This is a genomic window from Microbacterium sp. NPDC096154 (assembly GCF_040302945.1).
Taxonomy (GTDB): domain Bacteria; phylum Actinomycetota; class Actinomycetes; order Actinomycetales; family Microbacteriaceae; genus Microbacterium.
Map to the genome: position 1 here is coordinate 403,355 of NZ_JBEOSM010000002.1, position 18,211 is coordinate 421,565.

Sequence of the window (18,211 nt, forward strand, 5' to 3'; positions counted from 1 at the left end):
GTCAGTTCTCTCCTTCGGTGAGTGCGGCGTGGAGCTTTGCGATGCGTTCCGTGAGGAAGCTCCAGGTCCCCCAGAACTCGTCGAGCTGCTCGCGCCCCTGCGCGTTCAGCGAGTAGACCTTGCGCGGCGGGCCCTTCTCCGACGGCACCTTCTCGACGTCCACGAGCCCGCGCTGCTCGATGCGCAGCAGGAGGGCGTACACGGTGCCCTCGACGATGTCCTCGAAGCCTTCGTCGCGCAGTCGCGTCGTGATCTCGTAGCCGTATGCCGGCTGCGAGGCCAGGATCGCGAGCACGATGCCCTCGAGCGTGCCCTTGAGCATCTCGGTGGTCTGTCTGCCCATGTCGCTCCTCCTACTCTGTGTCACTGGGTACCGGTACATAGTAAGCATGAGTACCGGTACCTAGCAAGACCGAATAGCAAGAAAGCTAAGGCCCGCACGGATCTCCGTGCGGGCCTGAGCTCGTGGGTCGGGAGAGGACTACTTCCAGACGTCCGCCGCGATGTCGACGACCGCGCGGATCTTCGCCCACTGCTCGTCCTCGGTGAGCACGTTGCCCTCCTCGGTCGAGGCGAAGCCGCACTGCGGACTCAGCGCCAGCTGCTCGAGCGGCGCGAACTGCGATGCCTCGTCGATGCGGCGCTTGATCTCATCCGCGTCCTCGAGCTCGCCGCTCTTGGTCGTGATGAGGCCGAGGACGACCGTCTGCTCTCCCTTCGGCAGGAAGCGCAGCGGCTCGAACCCTCCGGCGCGGTCGCTGTCGTACTCGAGGAAGAAGCCGTCGTATGCCACGCCGAACAGCTGCTCGGCGATCGGCTCGTAGCCGCCCGAAGAGATCCAGGTCGAGCGGAAGTTGCCGCGGCAGATGTGGGTCGTCACCACCAGGTCGTCGGGCTTGCCCTCCAGCACGCGATTCAGGATCGACGCGTAGCGCTCCCCGAGCCCGTCGGTCTCGATGCCGCGCTCGGTGCGCGCGCGCTCGAGCTCGGTCTCGCTGCACAGGTAGGCCCAGGCGGTGTCGTCGAACTGCAGGTACCGGCCGCCGGCCTCGTAGAACGCGCGCACGGCGCCCCGGTACGCCTCCACGAGGTCGTCGACGTACTCGTCGCGACTCGCGTAGCCGCCGACGATGTTCTGCGGCTCGACGCGGAAGTCGAGCACGGTCGGCGACGGGATGGTCGCCTTCGCCTGGACGCCGGCGGCTTCGGCCAGCGGCAGCAGGGAACGGAGGTGGTCGACGTGCGGGTGCTCGCCGAACCGGATCCGGTCGCTCACCTGAACGGCGAGCTGTCGCGTCTGCGCCCCCTGGAAGGGCAGACCGTGGTCGGTCTCGACGATGTCCACGCCCTCGAGACCGCCGAAGAAGTCGAAGTGCCACCACGAGCGACGGAACTCGCCGTCGGTCGCCAGGGCCAGCCCGTTGTCGGCCTGCTTGCGCACGAGGTCGGCGATCTGGGCATCCTCGACCTCACGGAGCGCATCGGCCTCGATGCGTCCTGCGGCCTGGTCGGCGCGTGCGGCCTTGAGGACGTCAGGGCGGAGGAAGGAGCCGACGATGTCGGCGCGATACGGGGGGTTCACGGTCACGGGCGCCAGCCTAGCCCGCGCGCAGGCGACGCCGAAGAATGGCCCGTCACCCCGCGTAATACCGGGGTATCGGCGGGCCGACGCGCGTCGGAATCGCGGTTTATTTTGCGCACGAATCGCCGCGGGTTACTCTTCCCGCATGGGCATCCTTCATTACGGCACCGACTCCGCTCCGATTCACATCGCGGACCGCGCTCTGGCGCATCTGAAAGTGGTGGTCGTCGCCAAGCTCCGCCGCCAGGAGAGCTTCACGGTCTCGTGGCAGCACCCCGCCGAAGACGGCACCGGCCGAAGCACGATCTGGATGCACCCGTCGATCCCCGTGCGCTTCGAGTTCGACGAGGCCGTCGGTCCCGAGCTGAACCGCGCGTGGATCGAAGAGCTCGCACATTCCGCCAATGCCCTGGGCGGAATCACCCTGGTCGCCGAGCACGTCGGCACCGACGCCGACAACAGCCCGGAGTCGGACGGACGGCCCGAGGTCCCCGCCGCCTGACGCCCACGCGCAGAGAAGAAGTCCCCGTCCGGCTGACGCCGCGGCGGGGACTTCTTCGTGGGCGCCGGCCCGGGCTGTGGCGCCGCACGCCCGAGCGGATGGCCCCAGCCGTGCGGCGCCGAGGTCAGGCGTCGGTGGCGGGCTGCTCGCTCGGGTCCGGCGGCTCGGGCATCACCGTGAGTCCGTTGGGACCGCTGGCCGCCTTCATCAGCTCGTCGAGCCACGCGCGGTTGATGCGAGGCGCCCGACCGCCGGAGAAATGGAACTGCAGCGGGACCGACGGATGCAGCCAGAAGCTGCGCCGGCCGATGCCATCGCCAAGTTTGGTGTCGTACATGAATGGCTCGCCGCGGCGGAGCTTGTTCATGACGACGATGCGCAGATGCGCCAACGTCCGGTCATCGATATCGACGGAATCGGCCGCCGCCCCATAAATGAATCGCCCCACGGTGCGACGATACCCGAGTCGTCGCGCCGTGGGGCGCACCTGCCGCTGCAGAATGGGCAGGCTCTTCACATCCGGAGGTTTTATCCCGATATCCCCATATACGGAATCTCCCCTTCCGGATTACGTCACCCGACGAGCCTCATGCGTCGGGCGAGGTCTCCTGGCGACCGTGGATCTCGCCGCGCCAGCCGCCGGTCTCCGCGCCGCGCTTCTCCATGAACTTCTTGAACCGCTGGAGGTCCATCTGCGCCTGCGCGTCGTCGATGCCGACAGCCGCGCCGATCTTCTCGATGGCGCCCTGCGGCTCCCACTCCATTCGCAGCTTCACGTGCGTCTCGTCGCCGTGCGGCTCGAACTCTACGCGGCCGGCGTGGAACGCGCCGTCGGTGCTCTGCCACGCGACGTGGGAGTCGGGCACCTGGTCCACGATGTCGGCGTAGAAGCTCTCCTCCTTGCCGGCGATGCTCACGGTCCACTGCGTGCGCACGTCGTCGATCTGCTTCACCTGCTTCACCGCGCCGAGGTACTCCGGAAACGACTCGAACTGCGTCCACTGGTTGTAGACGGCGTTGATCGGCGCCTCGACGTCGATCTCGGCGGTGAGGGTGGTGGTCATGGTGGTGTCTCCTGGGTTCGGGTCTGCGTTCACTCTGATTGCTTGCGTTCGACGGTAGGCGCGACGAGAAAGGCCCTGAAATGGGGTTGACTCGGCGAGGAGCGCGAGTTATGCGGCGCGTGCCTCGGTTCGCCAAATCCGGCGACGCCCTGGCCGCGCATTCGCCAGGGCGCGCGCGGAAGTCAAGCCCTTCGCGACACCGCTCCCGCCGTCATAGGTTCTGGCCATGGCAGAGACACACGAGCGGGTCGAGGACACCCCGGGCATGAGGGTGGCGTTCTGGTCATGGGCCGTGATCGTGGCTGGCGGCCTCGCCGCGATGATCGTCCTGCCCCTCCTGGGGCGGTGATCGCGTGAAGCGCGCCCTCAAGGACAACGCCCTCACCTACCTGTTCCTGGCCCTGTTCCTCCTGACCGTGGCCGGACAGTCGATCGTCGGTCTGGCGTACGAGAACGAGCAGCTGGTCAGTCACGGGCGAGCGCCGGTGTCATACGGCGACTTCGTCACCTCGTCCGAGTTCCTCGTCGACCTCTCCGAGAACTGGCAATCCGAGTTCCTGCAGTTCTTCGTGTTCATCCTGGCGACGATCTGGCTGGTTCAGCGCGGGTCGCCCGAATCGAAGAAGCCCGAAGACGAGGGGGTCGGCAGCGACGAGGATCAGATGCTCGGTCGCCACGCGCGTCCCGACTCGCCGGCGTGGGCCCGGGCCCATGGATGGCGGCGCTGGCTCTATTCGAACTCGCTGCTGATCGTGATGGGGCTGGCGTTCGTGTTCTCGTGGCTGGCGCAGTCGCTCTCCGGCCACGTGGTCGCCAACGAGGAGGCGGCTCAGCACGGCGAGCTGCCCATCACCTGGGGCGCATACGTGATGTCGCCCGAGTTCTGGAACCGCACGCTGCAGAACTGGCAGTCGGAGTTCCTCGCGGTGGGCTGCATGGTGGCCTTCTCGATCTACCTGCGCCAGCGAGGTTCGGCCGAGTCGAAGCCCGTGGGCACTCCCCACGGCACCTCCGCGCTCGAATCCGAGTAGCGGCCGCCCCCGGACGCAGACGAGGGGTCGGTGCTCCCCGCACCGACCCCTCGTCGCGTGGCTCAGGCCCCGACGAGCTGCTTCAGGCGCTCGGCGAGCTCCTCGCTCGTGTGGATCTCCTGTTCGCAGTTGGCCTGCAGCAGCTGCAGCGCGTCGGTGGCGCCCATGGCGGTCACCGGGATGATGATCCCCTGATACGCCGCCATCTCGTAGTGCTCGTTGCCGAGAGCGGCCGAGAGCGTGACCTGGTCGCGCAGCTCCTCCGCGCTGCGCGCGATCAGCGACTCGGCGTGCTTGCTGATGCCGGTCGTGCTGGGCGACGGGGCGGTCGACTCGGGCACCTCGAGCAGCTGGAACACCTTCTTCAGGTTCTCGATCTGCTCGCGCGTCTCATCGGCGTGGTGACGGAACAGCTTCTTGATGTCGGCCGTCACGGCCGCCTCGCTCAGCTCCTCGAGCGCGGCGAGGGAGTCGTGCTCCATCGTCATCGCGGTGCGCAGCTGGAAGCGCAGCAGGTCTTCGGGAGTCTCGAGGTGGGTCTGACTCATGGGTCCTCCTTCATGCGAGCGCCGACGCATCCGCCGGCGCCCTCGACGCTAGGCGGGCCGGCGAGCGGCCAGCAGGGGATTGCGCAGACCCTGGACGGGCGCTAAATCGCGCGGGCACAGGCCGAGACCCCGCGCCCGTGCATATTGCCTCCCGGCTTATTGGCGAGAAGCGCTTCTGTCAACCCGCTTCCACTGAGCGAGAACCGCTTCTACCGTGCCTGCCGGGGGAAAGACAGAAGGAGACTTCGATGAGCAGGTTCCGTACGACGATCGCGGCGCTCGCCGCGGGCGGGGCGCTCACGCTCGGCTTGACCAGTTGCGCCGTGGGGACCGGCGGCGCCGACGACGCGGATGCCGCCTACGACGCCTCCGCGGAGCTCGAGGGCACGCTCGAGGTCATGGGATTCGGCGGCGTCGACGAGGTCGCCACCACGCGCATGGATCTCGCAAAGGCCGAGCTCGGCGACGGCGTGGACGTGAACGTGGTCGAGGGCGAACTCGATCTGCAGCAGTTCCTGTCGGCGGCCGCGACCGGCGACCCGCCGGACCTCATCTACGCCAACCGCGACCAGATCGGCTCGCTGGCCGCACGCGGCGCGATCATCCCGCTCGAGCGGTGCATCGAGGGCGAGGGCATCGACACCGACATGTACGTCGACTCGGCGCTCGAGCAGGTGACGCTCGACGACCAGGTCTACGGCATCCCGGAGTTCAACGTGGTGCAGGTGACCATGGCCAACGCCGATCTGCTCGAGCAGGCGGGCCTGACCCTCTCCGACGTCGACGGATCCGACTGGGAGGCGATGACCGCCGCGAACGAGGCGCTCATGAAGTCGGACGGCGGCAAGCTCAGCGTGATCGGCGTCGACAGCAAGCTGCCCGAGTTCTTCCCGCTGTGGGCCGAGGCGAACGACGTCGAACTGCTGAGCGAGGACGGCCGCACCGCGCACCTCGACGACCCGGGCGCCGTGGAGGCGCTCGAGTGGGCCGTGGGCATCTACGACGCCCAGGGCGGCTTCGGCGACGTGAAGGCGTACCGCGACTCGGCCGACTTCTTCGGCGAGGGCAACCAGTTCGCGACCGGCGTGCTGGGCGCGATGCCCATGGAGCAGTGGTACATCAACGTGCTCAACGACGTGTCGCCGGATGCGCCGATGGCCTTCACCACGGTCAAGGACCGCGAGGGCGACGCCATCGCGTACGCCTCGGGATCGGCCTGGGCCATCCCGGCGGGCGCCGCGAACCCCGAGGCCGCGTGCCGCTGGGCGCGCACGATGACGGCGGTCGACACCTGGGAGGCCGCGGCGCAAGCGCGCCTCGACCTGCGCAACGAGGAGGGCAAGCCGTTCACCGGCCTGCTCACCGGCAACGAGGACGCCGACGAGCTCATCCAGGGCATGGTGACCTCGGGCGGCGAGCCGTGGGACACCGCGATCGAGGCGATGTACGAGGCCAACGACAACACGTTCGCGCTGCCGGCCAGCCCCGCCGACGCGGAGTTCGAGACCGCCATGCAGGATGCCGTGAACTCGGTGCTGTCGGGTGAGGCCGAGCCGGCCGACGCCCTCGCGCAGGCCCAGCAGACGGCGCAGAAGGCCCTCGACGACGCGTGGGCCAAGATGGAGCAGGAGACGGAGTGACCTCCGTCTCAGCAGCGGCCACGGCGGCGGGGAGCTCCTCCCCGCCGCCGTCCGCGCCTCGGCGGCGACGCCGTTCGGGGGTGCGCGAGACGCGCGCCGCCTTCCTCTTCCTCAGCCCCTGGCTCATAGGGTTCGCGGTCTTCACCGCGTGGCCCCTGATCTACAGCGGCTACCTCTCCCTGACCGACTACGACGTCATCAACGACCCCACGTTCGTCGGCTTCGACAACTACGCTCGACTCTTCGCCGACCCCAAGGTGTCGACCGCCCTTGCGAACACGCTCTTCTTCACCGTGGTGCAGGTGCCGCTGTACGTGATCGTGTCGCTGGTGCTGGCCCTGCTGCTGGCCCGCGCGGGGCGCGCATCCGGCTTTTTCCGCACCGTGTTCTTCCTGCCGAAGATGACCCCGCCGGTGGCGGTGGGCATCCTGTTCCTGCTGCTGTTCAACGGCCAGAGCGGGCTGCTCAACACGGGGCTCGGACTCGTGGGCATCGATGGCCCCTCGTGGACGACGGATCCGGCCTGGGTGAAGCCGGGCCTCGTGATCATGAGCCTGTGGACGGTCGGCTCGAGCGTGCTCATCCTGCTGGCCGCCCTGCGAGGCGTGCCCGAAGAGCTGTACGAGTCGGCGCGGATCGACGGCGCCGGCCCGTGGCGGCAGTTCCTGAACGTGACCCTGCCGATGATCAGCCCGGCGGTGTTCTTCATCGTCGTGGTCAACACGATCGCGGGCCTGCAGACGTTCGATGAGGCCTACACCGCGTTCTTCGGCGCCGGCAACACGACCTACGGCAACGACGCGGCGCTGTTCTACGTGATCTACCTGTTCCAGCAGGCGTTCCAGTTCCTGAACATGGGGTACGCCTCGGCCATGGCCTGGCTGCTGTTCCTCGTGATCATGATCGTCACGGCCATCCAGGCGTTCGTCTCGCGGCGGCTGGTGCACTACGAGGGGGGCCGATGAGCACTCTGACCGAGCGGCTGACCGGCACCGGCGCCGCCGTCGGCACCCGCGAGGACGCCGCCATCGCCGACGGAAGGCGCCTGCCGTCGCGACGCCGCCGCAACCGGATCGCCCGTGTTGTGACGATCGTCGCGCTCACGCTGATCGCGGTGATCTTCGTCTACCCGTTCGTGTGGCTCGTGAGCGCGTCGTTCAAGCCGCGCAGCGAGGTGTTCGACAACCGCCTGATCCCTGAGACGTTCACGCTCGAGAACTACGTGCAGGTGTGGCAGGACGCACCGCTCGCGCTGTGGCTGCTGAACACCGTGGTGGTCACGGTGCTCGCGGCCGGCGCGGTCACCATCTCGAGCGCGATGGTGGCATGGGCGTTCGCGTTCTACCGGTTCCGCGGGCGCGGCGCGCTGTTCGCCCTCGTGCTCGGATCCATGATGCTGCCGGGCGCCGTCACGATGATCCCGACGTTCCTCATCTGGAACAGCCTCGGGGCGGTGAACACGCTCGTGCCGATGTGGGCGCACAACCTGTTCGGCAGCGCGTTCTACATCTTCCTGTTGCGGCAGTTCATGCTGGCGCTGCCGCGCGACCTGTTCGACGCGGCGCGCGTGGACGGCGCGAACCCCTGGCAGGTGTTCTGGCGCATCGCGCTGCCGCTCAGCCGCCCGGCGCTCGCGGTGACGGTGGTGTTCGAGGTGCAGGCCGTGTGGACCGACCTGATGCGTTCGCTCATCTACCTGCGCGACTCGGCCAACTTCACCGTGCCGCGGGGCCTCAAAGCCCTCGTCGACAACTTCGGCTTCGGCGGCGAATGGCACTGGGAGATCCTGGTGACTGCGAGCGTGATCACGACCATCCCGATGATCATCCTGTTCTTCGTCGCGCAGAAGCACATCATCGAGGGCGTGGCCGCCGGCGGCGTGAAGGGCTGAGCGGGTCGGCCGCCCGTCGAGGCCTCGCGCCCGTCGACCTCGCGACCGTCGACCTCGCGACCGTCGACCTGCGTCGCGGAGTCCGCTCCTCCGCCGTCGCGGCGTGCTCCGCCCCGGGACGCCCGCCGTCGCGGCGTGCTCCGCCCCGAGTGCACACCAATGTGCGTGTGTACTCGGGGGGCGGGTGCCCGTCCGAGTGCACACGCACATTGGTGTGCAGTGGAGCGCCGGGCCTTGGTGTGCAGTGGGGCCGTCGGGCCTTGGTGTGCACTGGAGCGCCGGGCCTTGGTGTGCAGTGGGCCGCCGGGCCTTGGTGTGCAGTGGGGCCGCCGGGCCTTGGTGTGCAGTGGGGCCGTCGGACCTCGGTGTGCAGTGGGCCCCAGGCCTCGCGCGCAGTGGCCGGGCGGTCAGTCCTCGGGGCCGCGGCCCGCGTCGAACGCCTCGGCGTAGCGGGCGGCCGCCTCGTCGAGCAGCGCCTCGCTCAGCACCGCCAGCGGCTCGATCTCGACCAGCAGCGGCTCGCAGTCGGGGCCACGGCACACCGTGCGCCCGTCGAGCACCCACGCGAAGCGGTCGGGGTTCTTCTCGGCCAGGTCGGCGTACTGGCGCACCTGGCGCGCGAGCCAGTCCTGAAGGTCGCGCGTCCACCACGGCTCGGGATGCAGGGGGTTGACCGACAGCCCGGGCAGCTTCAGCCCGCTCTCGGTGTCGACGCTCTGCTCGGCGGAGTCGTGCTCCGGCCCCTCCGAGTAGCGCACGTACGACTCCTCGCGCCCGCCCACGAGCTCGGCGAGCTCGGCGAGCGTGGTCAGGGTGCGCAGGTCAGTCGACCTGTTCTGACTGCGTGCGGATGAAGTCACGGTCGTCCTCGCTCAGCGACGCCCCTTCGGGCACGTCCGCGCCCGTGATCTCGGCGATCTCGCCGCGGACGTCGGCGGGCAGGTCGCCTGCGCTGTCGCGCAGCGTGTGCTTGGCCTCGATCGAGAGCCGCGGGTACCACTCGTGGATGTCGGGCAGTTCGGCGTTCATGCTGCCGACGCTAGGCGCGGCCGCGCCATGGCTCAACGGGTTGACACGGGCTCGCGGCTGCCTGCGGGCACGAGCCAGGCGGCGAGCACGGCGCCGACCGCGCCGCCCACGAGCTGGGCCAGGATGAACGCCGGCGCCGATGATGGGGCGATGCCGGCGAAAGTGTCGGAGAGCGTCCGGCCGATGGTGATCGCCGGGTTGGCGAAGCTCGTCGACGCGGTGAAGAAGTACGCGGCGCCGATGTAGGCGCCCACGGCGGGCGCGGCGAGATGCTGCCGACCCGTGCGCGCGAGCGCGAAGACCACGAGCACGAGGCCCGCGGTCGCCACGACCTCCGCCAGCAGATTCCCCGGGGTGGCACGGTCGGTCGTGCTGAAGGCGACCGGTGTGCCGAACATGGCGCCGGCGAGCACGGCACCGGCCAGGCACCCCGCGATCTGCGCGGCCGCATAGGGCATCACCGTGCGCCAGGCGCGCCCCCGCATTGCGGCGTCGGCCAGCGTCACGACCGGGTTGAAGTGGGCGCCCGAGATCGGCTGGAAGACCAGGATGAGCACCGCGAGCCCCAGCGCCGTCGCGAACGCGTTCTGCAGCAGCTGCAGGCCGACGTCGTCGGGCGAGAGCCGCTGCGCCATGATGCCGGAGCCGATCACCACGGCGGCGAGCAGGCCGCTGCCGAGCAGTTCGCCGACGAGTGGGCGCAGGAAGGCGGCGCGATGCATAGACCGCAGTCTATATGTTATCCGCGCCCCGGCATCAGCCCTTGAGCACCTCCGCGATGCGGTCGAGCGACCCGGGAACGAGCGCGTAGTACGCCCACGTGCCGCGCTTGCTGCGGCTCAGGAACCCCGCCTCGGCCAGGATCTTCAGGTGGTGCGAGACGGTCGGCTGCGCCAGGCCCACCGGCTCCGTGAGATCGCACACACACGCCTCGCGCCCCTCGCTCGCGGCCACGATCGACAGCAGGCGCAGCCGGGTGGGGTCAGCCAGCGCCTTGATGGCCCGGGCCAGTTCCTCCGCATCCTCCGCGCCGAGCGGCTCGCGGACGAGCGGGGCGCAGCAGACCGGCTGGATGACGTCGAGAGCAGCGGGCATGCATCGATGGTAATCGATATTGACAGATGTCGATACACCGGGTCACAATCAGCGCATCGACATCCATCGATATCCTTCGATGGACTGAGCCTGGAGTGCAGATGTCCCTCATCACCCTCGCGCCGATCCCGGTGGACTCCGCCGGCGACGAGCGCCTCACCGCCCTTCCCGTCGCGATCATCGGCGCAGGCCCCATCGGCCTCGCCGCGGCGGCCCACCTGTCCCAGCGCGGCATCCCGTTCACCGTCTACGAGCGCGGGCGCGACGCCGGCGCCGCCATCCGCCAGTGGGGACACACCCGCCTGTTCTCGCCCTGGCAGCACCTGGTCGACGACGCGGCCGCGCGCCTGCTCTCCGGCGCCGGATGGACGCCGCCGCGCGCCGAACGCGCGCCTTTCGGGCGCGAGCTGGTCGACGAGTACCTCGAGCCGCTCGCGGCACACCCCGCGATCGCGCCGAGCCTGCGCACCGGCGTGGCGGTGCTGGCCGTCACGCGCGAGGGCATGGACCGCACCCGCACGCGCGGCCGCTCACGCGCACCCTTCGTCCTGCGGCTCCGGCTGCCCGATGGCACCGTGGTGGACGAGACGGCCCGCGCCGTCATCGACGCGTCGGGCACGTGGGGCCAGGCCAATCCGCTCGGCTCCGGCGGACTCGACCCCCTGGGCTGGAGCGAGGTCGCCGACCGTGTGCTGCCCGCGCTGCCAGATGTGCGGGGTGCCGACCGCGCGCGTCTGTCCGGTCGCCGCGTCACCGTCGTCGGGGCGGGGCACTCCGCCGCCAACACCCTCATCGCCCTCGCGGCGCTGACCAGCGACGAGCCCGGGACCCGCGTGAGCTGGCTCATCCGCAACGCGTCCGCGAACAGGATCTCCAGCGCCGGCGACGAGCTGGAGGGACGCGGCGCGCTGGGAACGCGCGTGCAGCGCCTCGTGGCCGAGGGCCGGATCCAGGTGGTCGACCGGTTCGAGATCCTCGGGGCCGAGCGCGCCGGGGACGGCATGCGCCTGCTCGGCCTGCGCGGCGACGAGGCGGCCGCGCACGAGACCGACCTCGTGGTCGCCGCCACCGGGTTCCGGCCCGACCTGGGCATCCTGCGCGAACTGCGGCTCGAGCTCGACGACATCGTCGAGGCACCCCGCCGCCTCGCGCCGCTGATCGACCCCAACGTGCACTCGTGCGGCACCGTGTCGCCGCACGGCTATCGCGAGCTGGCTCACCCCGAGTCGGGGTTCTTCATCGTGGGCATGAAGAGCTACGGCCGCGCGCCGACCTTCCTGCTCAAGACCGGCTACGAGCAGGTGCGCTCCGTGGTGGCCTGGCTGGCGGGGGATGCCGCAGCCGCCTCCCGGGTCGAGCTCGTCCTGCCCGCGACCGGGGTCTGCTCGACCTCGGAGGGCTGCTGCGGCGACTCTCCGACGGACTCGTGCGCGCCCGCTTCCGTTCCCGCTTCGCAGGAGACGTCGTGCTGCCGCTGATCGCCGGTTCGGCCGGTGACTGCGCGCCGTCCACGATCTGCACCCCGGCCGGCCGGGCCATCCTGCTCCCGTCGTGCGGGGAGACGAGGATGGCGCGCGTCGCGATGCGGCTCGGCCTGTGGCTGCTCGAGCGCGGATGCGCACCGCGCGGCCGTGCGCCGCGGCGTCTCGACGTCGAGGACGTGCGACGGGAGCAGGCCCGGCGCGCGCACGCGCTCGCGGTCGAGCGCACGCGCGCCTGGGGCGCCTTCGAGAGTCACCGAGGCGGGCTGGGCCGATGACGCTCCACCCTCCGAGCGAGAATGGTGGCGTGATCCGCATCCGCTCGATGACCCCGGACGACTGGCCCGCCGTCGAGCGCATCTTCCGCGAGGGCATCGCCACGGGCGAGGCGACGTTCGAGATCGCGACGCCGTCGTGGCAGGCGTTCGACGCCGGCAAGGTCGACGACCCGCGGCTGGTGGCCGAGGACGACGAGGGCGCGGTGCTCGGATGGGCCGCCGCCTCGCAGGTGTCGTCGCGAGAGGCGTATCGCGGGGTGATCGAGCACTCCATCTACATCGCGGATGCCGCGCGCGGCCGGGGCGTCGGACGCATCCTGCTGAGCGCGTTCGTGAGCGCGGCGGACGCGGCGGGATTCTGGACCATCCAGTCGTCGATCTTCCCCGAGAACGAGGCGAGCCTGCGCCTGCACGAGGGAGCGGGATTCCGCCAGGTCGGGCGCCGCGAGCGCATCGCGCAGTCGCGACTCGGGCCGCGCGCCGGTCAGTGGCGCGACACGATCCTCATCGAGCGCCGCCGCGCCGAGTGACCGCGGTCCCGGCTCCCGCCGACGGACCCTGACCCGCACCCCGGGTGCGGCCATAGACTCGGATCTATGGATACCGGGTCCGCTCTCGCCACCATCGCGGATCCCACACGCGCGCGCATCCTGCGCCTGATCCTGAGCTCCCCGGGCGGTCGCGCCCGCGTGGGCGAGCTCGCCGACGCGCTCGGACTGCGTCAGCCGACCGTCAGCCACCACATGAAGGCGCTGCTGGCCGAGGGCGTCGTGACGCGCGAGCAGGATGGCCGGCGCGCCTGGTTCGCGGTGGCCCCCGATCGGGCCGAGACCGTCGCCTCGCTCGTCGGCGCCGAGACCGCGCCGAGCGAGCCCGATCTCGACCGCATCGCCGTCGACCTGGCGCTGCGCTTCCGCGGCACGTTCAGCGCGGAGACCGTGGCGCAGGTCGTGTGCGAGAGCGCGGAGCTCCTCTCGCGCGGCGAGGCGGCGCCGCGGCACCTCGCGTCGCGCACCGCCGCGTTCACCGCGACGCGCCTCGAGGCGCTGGCCCGGGCGCAGGGCGAGCGGTCGGATCGCCCGGAGGTGCTGTTCGTGTGCGTGCAGAACGCGGGGCGCTCGCAGCTGGCGGCGGCCATCCTGCGTCATCTCGCCGGCGACCGGGTGACCGTGCGCACCGCGGGGTCGATGCCTGCTGCCGACATGCGCTCGACGATCGTCACGGCGCTCGACGAGATCGGCGTGCCGGTCGCGGGAGAGTTTCCCAAGCCCCTCACCGATGAGGCGGTGCGCGCGGCCGACGTGGTGATCACGATGGGCTGCGGCGACGCCTGCCCGGTCTATCCCGGCCGCCGCTATCTCGACTGGGAGCTCGACGACCCGGCCGGTCTTCCCCTCGCCGAGGTGCGCCCCATCCGCGACGACATCGAGCGCCGCGTGCGCGACCTGCTGGCCGAGCTGCTCTGACGCCTCGGCCTCAGCGCTGCTGGAGCAGCCGGATGAACTCGTCGGCCCGCTCCAGGTGGATGCGCGCCTTCTCGCGGCGCTCCTGGGCGTCGGCGATCAGCTCGGCCAGGCGGGCGCGCGTCTCGGCGTCGTCGGGGTCGGCGGCGAGCGCATCGGCGATGCGCAGCAGGTCGGCCATCTGCTCGAGCGAGTACCCGAGCGGCTTCATGCGACGGATCAGCAGCAGGCGTTCGAGGTCGCGCTCGGTGTAGAGCCGGTAACCGCCGTCGCTGCGGCCCGAGGGCGTGAGCAGGCCGATCTCGTCGTAGTGGCGCAGGGTGCGCAGCGACACCTCGGAGCGCTCGGCGACCTCGCCGATCCGCATGGTGCCGGTCGCCGTCATCCGCTTCCTCTCATCGACAACCCTCACGTTACGGTAAGGTTGTTGCGCGCGGGCGGCTCTCGCCCGCACGATCATCCATTATCCGGTGACCCGGCCCCGTCCGGGGCGGTCGCCCTGCGCCGCCTTGGAGGTAGCCGTGCCCCCCGCGATCACCCCGACCGGCACCCGCTTCGCGTCGTCTGTGCGGGATGCGCTGCGCTCGCCCCGCCTGCTCACGCGCGAGGTGCTGGCCGGCCTCGTCGTCGCTGTCGCGCTGATCCCCGAGGCGATCGCGTTCTCGATCATCGCGGGCGTCGACCCGCGCGTCGGCCTGTTCTCGTCGTTCGTGATGGCCGTCGCGATCGCGTTCCTCGGCGGCCGCCCGGCCATGATCTCGGCCGCCACGGGCGCCGTCGCGCTTGTCATCGCCCCGGTCATGCGCAACCACGGGCTCGACTACCTGCTCGCCACGGTCATCCTGGGCGGCGTGATCCAGGTCGCGCTCGGACTGCTCGGCGTCGCGAAGCTCATGCGCTTCATCCCCCGCAGCGTCATGGTCGGCTTCGTGAACGCGCTGGCGATCCTGATCTTCCTCTCCCAGCTCGAGCAGCTGATCGACGTGCCCTGGATGGTCTACCCGCTTGTCGGGGCGGGGCTGCTCATCCTGTGGCTGTTCCCCAAGCTCACCGCCGCGGTGCCCGCACCGCTGATCGCCATCGTCGTGCTCACCGGCGTGGTCGTCGCGTTCGGGATCGCGGTGCCCACGGTGGGGGATCAGGGCGAGCTGCCCGACAGCATGCCGCTGCTGCTCGTGCCGGATGTGCCGCTCACGCTCGAGACGCTCGGCATCATCGGCCCCTACGCCCTCGCCATGGCGGCGGTGGGCCTGCTCGAGTCGCTCATGACCGCCAAGCTGGTCGACGACATCACCGACACGCACTCGTCGAAGACCCGTGAGTCGTGGGCACAGGGCGTGGCGAACGTGCTGTCGGGCTTCTTCGGCGGCATGGGCGGCTGCGCCATGATCGGCCAGACGATGATCAACGTGAAGGCGTCGGGCGCGCGCACGCGCATCTCGACGTTCCTCGCCGGGGTGTTCCTGCTCATCCTGGTGGTGGTGCTCGGCGACGTCGTGGCGATCATCCCGATGGCGGCGCTGGTGGCCGTGATGATCATGGTGTCGGTGCTCACGTTCGACTGGCACAGCATCCTGCCGTCGACCCTGAAGCGGATGCCCAAGAGCGAGACCGCCGTCATGCTCGCGACCGTCGCCGTCACGGTCGCGACGCACAACCTCGCGCTGGGCGTGCTCGTGGGCGTCGTCGTCGCCGCGGTGCTGTTCACCCGGCGCGTGGCGCACTTCACGGCGGTGCGCCGCACAGTGTCGCCCGACGGGTCCGAGGCGCGCTACACGGTGGACGGCGAGCTGTTCTTCGCGTCGTCGAATGACCTCACCACGCAGTTCGAGTACGTCGCCGACCCTCCGCGCGTGGTCATCGACATGTCGGGCTCGCACGTGTGGGACGCCTCGTCGGTCGCCGCGCTCGACGCCATCGTCACGAAGTACGAGCGCCACGGCGCGGCGGTCGAGATCGTCGGGATGAACGAGGCCACGACCGCCTTCCACGGCCGGCTCTCGGGCGAGCTGGGCGGGGGACACTGACGCATCCCATTGCGGTACCGATAGACGGCTATCTATGCTTTCCTCAACGGCACTCACGAGGGAGCATCCGATGACCGACGCCAAGCCGACCGTCCTGTTCGTCTGCGTGCACAACGCCGGCCGCTCGCAGATGGCCGCCGGCTACCTGCAGGCGCTCGCCGGCGACCGCGTCGAGGTGCTGTCCGCTGGCTCCGAGCCGAAGGACCGGATCAACCCCGTCGCGGTCGAGGCGATGGCCGAGGAGGGCATCGACATCGCCGGCCGCACACCTCAGGTGCTGACCGTCGACGCCGTGCGCGAGTCGGATGTCGTCATCACCATGGGTTGCGGCGACGCGTGCCCGATCTTCCCCGGCAAGCGCTACGAGGACTGGGAGCTCGACGACCCCGCCGGCCAGGACATCGAGGCGGTGCGGTCCATCCGCGACGAGATCAGGGCGCGGATCGAGCAGCTGATCGCCGACATCGCCCCCGCCGCGCAGTCGGCCTGACCCGGCGGGGCGACCCGTGGGGAACTGCCCGGGCGACCGGTGAACCGGCGGGGCGACCGGCGGGGGGTGTCCCATTTGTGGCCCGAATGGCGCCGGCAAACGGGACGAAACTGGGACACGGTCGAAGGCTTAACGGCCACAACTGGGACACGGGGCACGGTGGGGTGGGCCTGCGACCCGCCGGCATGCACCGGCGCCACGTCCCGCCGCCGCGCGCCCGCGCCACCGCAAGGCACTGAGCACTCTGCCGCCCGAAGGGGCGCAAACAGCCGGATCGCTCATCATTATCGAAAGATCCCGGCATTTTTCGCCCAATCTGTCGCGCAAGAGCACGTGACACACCCGGATCCTGGTCATACCCCACCGACCTCGGAGTGACCATGACCACCACCCTCGCCCCCTCAGGCACCGCGACGCGCAACGCCGCCGCCGCATCCTCGTCCACGCCGACGACCGAGTCCGCCGGTCACGCGATCGTGCGCACGCTGGAGGAGCACGGCATCCCGCGCGCGTACGTCGTGCCCGGCGAGAGCTACCTCGAGGTGCTCGACGGCCTGCACACCTCGTCGATCGAGACGATCGTGTGCCGCCAGGAGGGCGGAGCGGCGTACATGGCCGAGGCCGAGGGCAAGTTCAGCGACCTGCCCGGCATCGTCATGGTGACCCGCGGGCCGGGTGCCGCCAACGCCCTCGTCGGCCTGCACACCGCCTGGCAGGACTCCACCCCGCTCGTGCTGTTCGTCGGACTCATCCCCGTCGACCATCGCGACCGCGAGGCGTTCCAGGAGTTCGACATCCACGGCTGGTTCGACAAGGGCGCCAAGCGCGTGCTCGTGCTCGACTCGGCCGAGCGCGCGGCCGAGACGGTCGCCGAGGCCATCTTCGCCGCCCGCTCCGGCCGCCCCGGTCCCGTGGTCGTCGGCCTGCCGGAGGACGTCATCCGCCAGCAGGTGCCCGTCACGGTGCACCCGCCGATCCCGGTCGCGGAGGGCGGCATCGCCGGCGCGGACGCCGGCGCGCTGATCGAGGCGCTGCGCGAGAGCGAGAAGCCGCTGTTCGTCACGGGCGGCAGCGACTGGACCCCCGAGGCGTCGGCGCAGCTCACCGCCTGGCTCGAGCAGCACGGCATCGCGGCGGCCGCCGAGTGGCGCACCGAGGGCGTCGTCGGCTTCGACTCGCCCAGCTACGTGGGTCCGATCGGCTACGGCCGCCCCAAGCCCACGTACGACCTGTTCGAGGAGACCGATCTGCTGGTCTTCGTCGGCACCGTGCCGGGCGACGTGCTCACCAGCGGCTACATCGCGCGGCAGGGATGGCACGCCCGCAACTTCCTCGTCTCGATGGATCCGTCGCTCCGCGGCCGCTCGGGCGCCGTGTCGCACCAGATCGTGGCGAAGCCGTGCGCATTCGTGCGCGACCTCGTCGCCCTCGACCTCGAGACCAAGCCCGAGTGGCGCGAGTGGACGGCCCGCATGCGCGGGCAGCAGGAGGAGTTCGCGGCTCTGCCCGAGCCCCGCACCGACGACGAGGCCCCCGCGCGCATGGACACCCTCATGGCGCACCTCGTTCCTCAGCTGCAGGATGACGCGCTCGTCACGCTCGGAGCGGGCGAGCACACCAACTGGGCGCACCGCTACTTCCCCGTGCGCCAGTACCCCGCGATGGTGAGCGCCGGCAACGGCTCGATGGGGTACTCGATCCCCTCCGCTGTGACCGCCTCGCTGCGCTTCCCCGGCCGCCAGATCGTGACGATCGCGGGAGACGGCGAGTTCCTGATGAACGGTCAGGAGCTGGCGACCGCGCGCCAGTACGACGCCGCTCCCCTGGTGGTCGTGATGGACAACCAGGAGTACGGCACCATCCGCACGCATCAGGAGCGGCACCACCCGGGCCGGATCTCGGGCACGCAGCTCGTGAACCCCGACTTCGCCGGCATGGCCACGGCGTTCGGCGGGTTCGGCGTGCGCGTCGAGCGCGACGCCGACGTGCCGGCGGCCGTGAGCGCCGCGCTCGACGCGCAGCGCGACGGGCGCTTCGCGCTCATCCATCTGATCGTCGGCCAGCGCGCCCAGGCGTACTGACCGGCCACC

Annotated in this window: 23 protein-coding genes; 13 read left to right on the forward strand and 10 right to left on the reverse strand. The window is 70.4% G+C overall.

All coding sequences use genetic code 11. The features are described from left to right. Position 1: 1 nt before the first annotated feature. Both ABTW64_RS04410 and ABTW64_RS04415 read right to left on the reverse strand, forming a co-directional pair. Complete coding sequence (locus tag ABTW64_RS04410; protein ID WP_350619571.1) at positions 2–343, reverse strand: PadR family transcriptional regulator; 342 nt, start codon at positions 341–343, stop codon at positions 2–4. Positions 344–481: 138 nt separating this feature from the next. Next, complete coding sequence (locus ABTW64_RS04415; RefSeq protein WP_350619573.1) at positions 482–1,588, reverse strand: 5-methyltetrahydropteroyltriglutamate--homocysteine S-methyltransferase; 1,107 nt, start codon at positions 1,586–1,588, stop codon at positions 482–484. 139 nt (positions 1,589–1,727) lie between these two features. Here ABTW64_RS04415 and ABTW64_RS04420 point away from each other — a divergent pair, with 139 nt between their 5' ends. Beyond that, a complete protein-coding gene (locus ABTW64_RS04420; protein WP_350619575.1) occupies positions 1,728–2,084 on the forward strand; it encodes a DUF7882 family protein in 357 nt (118 codons plus the stop codon). Between the two features lie 124 nt (positions 2,085–2,208). Here the strand turns inward: ABTW64_RS04420 and ABTW64_RS04425 are convergent, their stop codons facing one another. Continuing rightward, positions 2,209–2,601 carry a DUF7882 family protein gene (locus ABTW64_RS04425; protein WP_350619577.1) on the reverse strand — a complete coding sequence of 131 codons (393 nt, stop codon included), beginning with the start codon at positions 2,599–2,601 and terminating at the stop codon, positions 2,209–2,211. A gap of 70 nt (positions 2,602–2,671) precedes the next feature. Continuing rightward, positions 2,672–3,148: an SRPBCC family protein gene (locus ABTW64_RS04430; protein ID WP_350619579.1), complete on the reverse strand. Its 477-nt coding sequence runs from the start codon at positions 3,146–3,148 to the stop codon at positions 2,672–2,674. 226 nt (positions 3,149–3,374) lie between these two features. Between ABTW64_RS04430 and ABTW64_RS04435 the strand changes: the two genes are divergently transcribed. After that, positions 3,375–3,497 (forward strand): hypothetical protein, encoded by a 123-nt coding sequence (locus ABTW64_RS04435; protein WP_350619581.1) that lies wholly within the window; start codon positions 3,375–3,377, stop codon positions 3,495–3,497. A gap of 4 nt (positions 3,498–3,501) precedes the next feature. Beyond that, complete coding sequence (locus ABTW64_RS04440) at positions 3,502–4,179, forward strand: DUF6766 family protein (RefSeq protein ID WP_350619583.1); 678 nt, start codon at positions 3,502–3,504, stop codon at positions 4,177–4,179. 62 nt (positions 4,180–4,241) lie between these two features. Here ABTW64_RS04440 and ABTW64_RS04445 read toward each other — a convergent pair whose 3' ends face one another. Beyond that, positions 4,242–4,727: a YciE/YciF ferroxidase family protein gene (locus tag ABTW64_RS04445; RefSeq protein ID WP_350619585.1), complete on the reverse strand. Its 486-nt coding sequence runs from the start codon at positions 4,725–4,727 to the stop codon at positions 4,242–4,244. Positions 4,728–4,975: 248 nt separating this feature from the next. Here ABTW64_RS04445 and ABTW64_RS04450 point away from each other — a divergent pair, with 248 nt between their 5' ends. From ABTW64_RS04450 to ABTW64_RS04460, 3 genes are all read left to right on the forward strand, one after another. Next, complete coding sequence (locus ABTW64_RS04450; protein ID WP_350619587.1) at positions 4,976–6,367, forward strand: ABC transporter substrate-binding protein; 1,392 nt, start codon at positions 4,976–4,978, stop codon at positions 6,365–6,367. Between the two features lie 80 nt (positions 6,368–6,447). After that, positions 6,448–7,332: a carbohydrate ABC transporter permease gene (locus ABTW64_RS04455; protein WP_350619589.1), complete on the forward strand. Its 885-nt coding sequence runs from the start codon at positions 6,448–6,450 to the stop codon at positions 7,330–7,332. Next, on the forward strand, positions 7,329–8,258 hold the full coding sequence (locus tag ABTW64_RS04460; RefSeq protein WP_350619591.1) for a carbohydrate ABC transporter permease: 930 nt from the start codon (positions 7,329–7,331) through the stop codon (positions 8,256–8,258). Before ABTW64_RS04455 ends, ABTW64_RS04460 begins: the two co-directional genes overlap by 4 nt. 407 nt (positions 8,259–8,665) lie before the next feature. Here the strand turns inward: ABTW64_RS04460 and ABTW64_RS04465 are convergent, their stop codons facing one another. The 4 genes from ABTW64_RS04465 to ABTW64_RS04480 are packed head-to-tail and all read right to left on the reverse strand — an operon-like array spanning position 8,666 to position 10,382. After that, a complete protein-coding gene (locus ABTW64_RS04465; RefSeq protein WP_350619593.1) occupies positions 8,666–9,118 on the reverse strand; it encodes a DUF6098 family protein in 453 nt (150 codons plus the stop codon). Beyond that, positions 9,081–9,287, reverse strand: coding sequence for a hypothetical protein (locus ABTW64_RS04470; RefSeq protein ID WP_350619595.1), 207 nt, complete (start codon positions 9,285–9,287; stop codon positions 9,081–9,083). Before ABTW64_RS04470 ends, ABTW64_RS04465 begins: the two co-directional genes overlap by 38 nt. A 32-nt stretch (positions 9,288–9,319) precedes the next feature. Further along, positions 9,320–10,009 (reverse strand): aquaporin, encoded by a 690-nt coding sequence (locus tag ABTW64_RS04475; protein ID WP_350619597.1) that lies wholly within the window; start codon positions 10,007–10,009, stop codon positions 9,320–9,322. A gap of 34 nt (positions 10,010–10,043) precedes the next feature. After that, the gene (locus tag ABTW64_RS04480; RefSeq protein WP_350619599.1) at positions 10,044–10,382 is read right to left on the reverse strand and encodes a metalloregulator ArsR/SmtB family transcription factor; all 339 of its coding nucleotides are present in this window, start codon (positions 10,380–10,382) and stop codon (positions 10,044–10,046) included. 101 nt (positions 10,383–10,483) lie between these two features. Between ABTW64_RS04480 and ABTW64_RS04485 the strand changes: the two genes are divergently transcribed. The 4 genes from ABTW64_RS04485 to ABTW64_RS04500 all read left to right on the forward strand — a co-directional run bounded on the left by ABTW64_RS04485 (position 10,484) and on the right by ABTW64_RS04500 (position 13,607). Then, positions 10,484–11,860, forward strand: coding sequence for an FAD-dependent oxidoreductase (locus tag ABTW64_RS04485; protein ID WP_350619601.1), 1,377 nt, complete (start codon positions 10,484–10,486; stop codon positions 11,858–11,860). Then, positions 11,848–12,141 carry a hypothetical protein gene (locus ABTW64_RS04490; protein WP_350619603.1) on the forward strand — a complete coding sequence of 98 codons (294 nt, stop codon included), beginning with the start codon at positions 11,848–11,850 and terminating at the stop codon, positions 12,139–12,141. Before ABTW64_RS04485 ends, ABTW64_RS04490 begins: the two co-directional genes overlap by 13 nt. A gap of 47 nt (positions 12,142–12,188) precedes the next feature. Further along, positions 12,189–12,671, forward strand: coding sequence for a GNAT family N-acetyltransferase (locus ABTW64_RS04495; protein WP_350619736.1), 483 nt, complete (start codon positions 12,189–12,191; stop codon positions 12,669–12,671). 66 nt (positions 12,672–12,737) lie between these two features. Beyond that, positions 12,738–13,607, forward strand: a complete 870-nt coding sequence (locus tag ABTW64_RS04500; RefSeq protein WP_350619605.1) for a metalloregulator ArsR/SmtB family transcription factor — start codon at positions 12,738–12,740, stop codon at positions 13,605–13,607. A gap of 10 nt (positions 13,608–13,617) precedes the next feature. Here the strand turns inward: ABTW64_RS04500 and ABTW64_RS04505 are convergent, their stop codons facing one another. Next, a complete protein-coding gene (locus ABTW64_RS04505; RefSeq protein WP_350619608.1) occupies positions 13,618–13,989 on the reverse strand; it encodes a MerR family transcriptional regulator in 372 nt (123 codons plus the stop codon). A 136-nt stretch (positions 13,990–14,125) separates the two neighbouring features. Between ABTW64_RS04505 and ABTW64_RS04510 the strand changes: the two genes are divergently transcribed. From ABTW64_RS04510 to ABTW64_RS04520, 3 genes are all read left to right on the forward strand, one after another. Continuing rightward, positions 14,126–15,631 (forward strand): SulP family inorganic anion transporter, encoded by a 1,506-nt coding sequence (locus ABTW64_RS04510; protein WP_350619610.1) that lies wholly within the window; start codon positions 14,126–14,128, stop codon positions 15,629–15,631. A 70-nt stretch (positions 15,632–15,701) separates the two neighbouring features. After that, positions 15,702–16,121 carry an arsenate reductase ArsC gene (locus ABTW64_RS04515; protein ID WP_350619612.1) on the forward strand — a complete coding sequence of 140 codons (420 nt, stop codon included), beginning with the start codon at positions 15,702–15,704 and terminating at the stop codon, positions 16,119–16,121. A gap of 380 nt (positions 16,122–16,501) precedes the next feature. Then, positions 16,502–18,202: a thiamine pyrophosphate-dependent enzyme gene (locus ABTW64_RS04520; protein ID WP_350619614.1), complete on the forward strand. Its 1,701-nt coding sequence runs from the start codon at positions 16,502–16,504 to the stop codon at positions 18,200–18,202. Positions 18,203–18,211: the final 9 nt, after the last annotated feature.

Coding starts and splice junctions, on each gene's coding strand:
- ABTW64_RS04410 (WP_350619571.1), bottom strand. CDS start 343: ATGGGCAGACAGACCACCGAGATGCTCAAGGGCACGCTCGAGGGCATC.
- ABTW64_RS04420 (WP_350619575.1), top strand. CDS start 1,728: ATGGGCATCCTTCATTACGGCACCGACTCCGCTCCGATTCACATCGCG.
- ABTW64_RS04430 (WP_350619579.1), bottom strand. CDS start 3,148: ATGACCACCACCCTCACCGCCGAGATCGACGTCGAGGCGCCGATCAAC.
- ABTW64_RS04435 (WP_350619581.1), top strand. CDS start 3,375: ATGGCAGAGACACACGAGCGGGTCGAGGACACCCCGGGCATGAGGGTG.
- ABTW64_RS04445 (WP_350619585.1), bottom strand. CDS start 4,727: ATGAGTCAGACCCACCTCGAGACTCCCGAAGACCTGCTGCGCTTCCAG.
- ABTW64_RS04450 (WP_350619587.1), top strand. CDS start 4,976: ATGAGCAGGTTCCGTACGACGATCGCGGCGCTCGCCGCGGGCGGGGCG.
- ABTW64_RS04460 (WP_350619591.1), top strand. CDS start 7,329: ATGAGCACTCTGACCGAGCGGCTGACCGGCACCGGCGCCGCCGTCGGC.
- ABTW64_RS04470 (WP_350619595.1), bottom strand. CDS start 9,287: ATGAACGCCGAACTGCCCGACATCCACGAGTGGTACCCGCGGCTCTCG.
- ABTW64_RS04475 (WP_350619597.1), bottom strand. CDS start 10,009: ATGCATCGCGCCGCCTTCCTGCGCCCACTCGTCGGCGAACTGCTCGGC.
- ABTW64_RS04480 (WP_350619599.1), bottom strand. CDS start 10,382: ATGCCCGCTGCTCTCGACGTCATCCAGCCGGTCTGCTGCGCCCCGCTC.
- ABTW64_RS04485 (WP_350619601.1), top strand. CDS start 10,484: ATGTCCCTCATCACCCTCGCGCCGATCCCGGTGGACTCCGCCGGCGAC.
- ABTW64_RS04495 (WP_350619736.1), top strand. CDS start 12,189: ATGACCCCGGACGACTGGCCCGCCGTCGAGCGCATCTTCCGCGAGGGC.
- ABTW64_RS04500 (WP_350619605.1), top strand. CDS start 12,738: ATGGATACCGGGTCCGCTCTCGCCACCATCGCGGATCCCACACGCGCG.
- ABTW64_RS04505 (WP_350619608.1), bottom strand. CDS start 13,989: ATGACGGCGACCGGCACCATGCGGATCGGCGAGGTCGCCGAGCGCTCC.
- ABTW64_RS04515 (WP_350619612.1), top strand. CDS start 15,702: ATGACCGACGCCAAGCCGACCGTCCTGTTCGTCTGCGTGCACAACGCC.
- ABTW64_RS04520 (WP_350619614.1), top strand. CDS start 16,502: ATGACCACCACCCTCGCCCCCTCAGGCACCGCGACGCGCAACGCCGCC.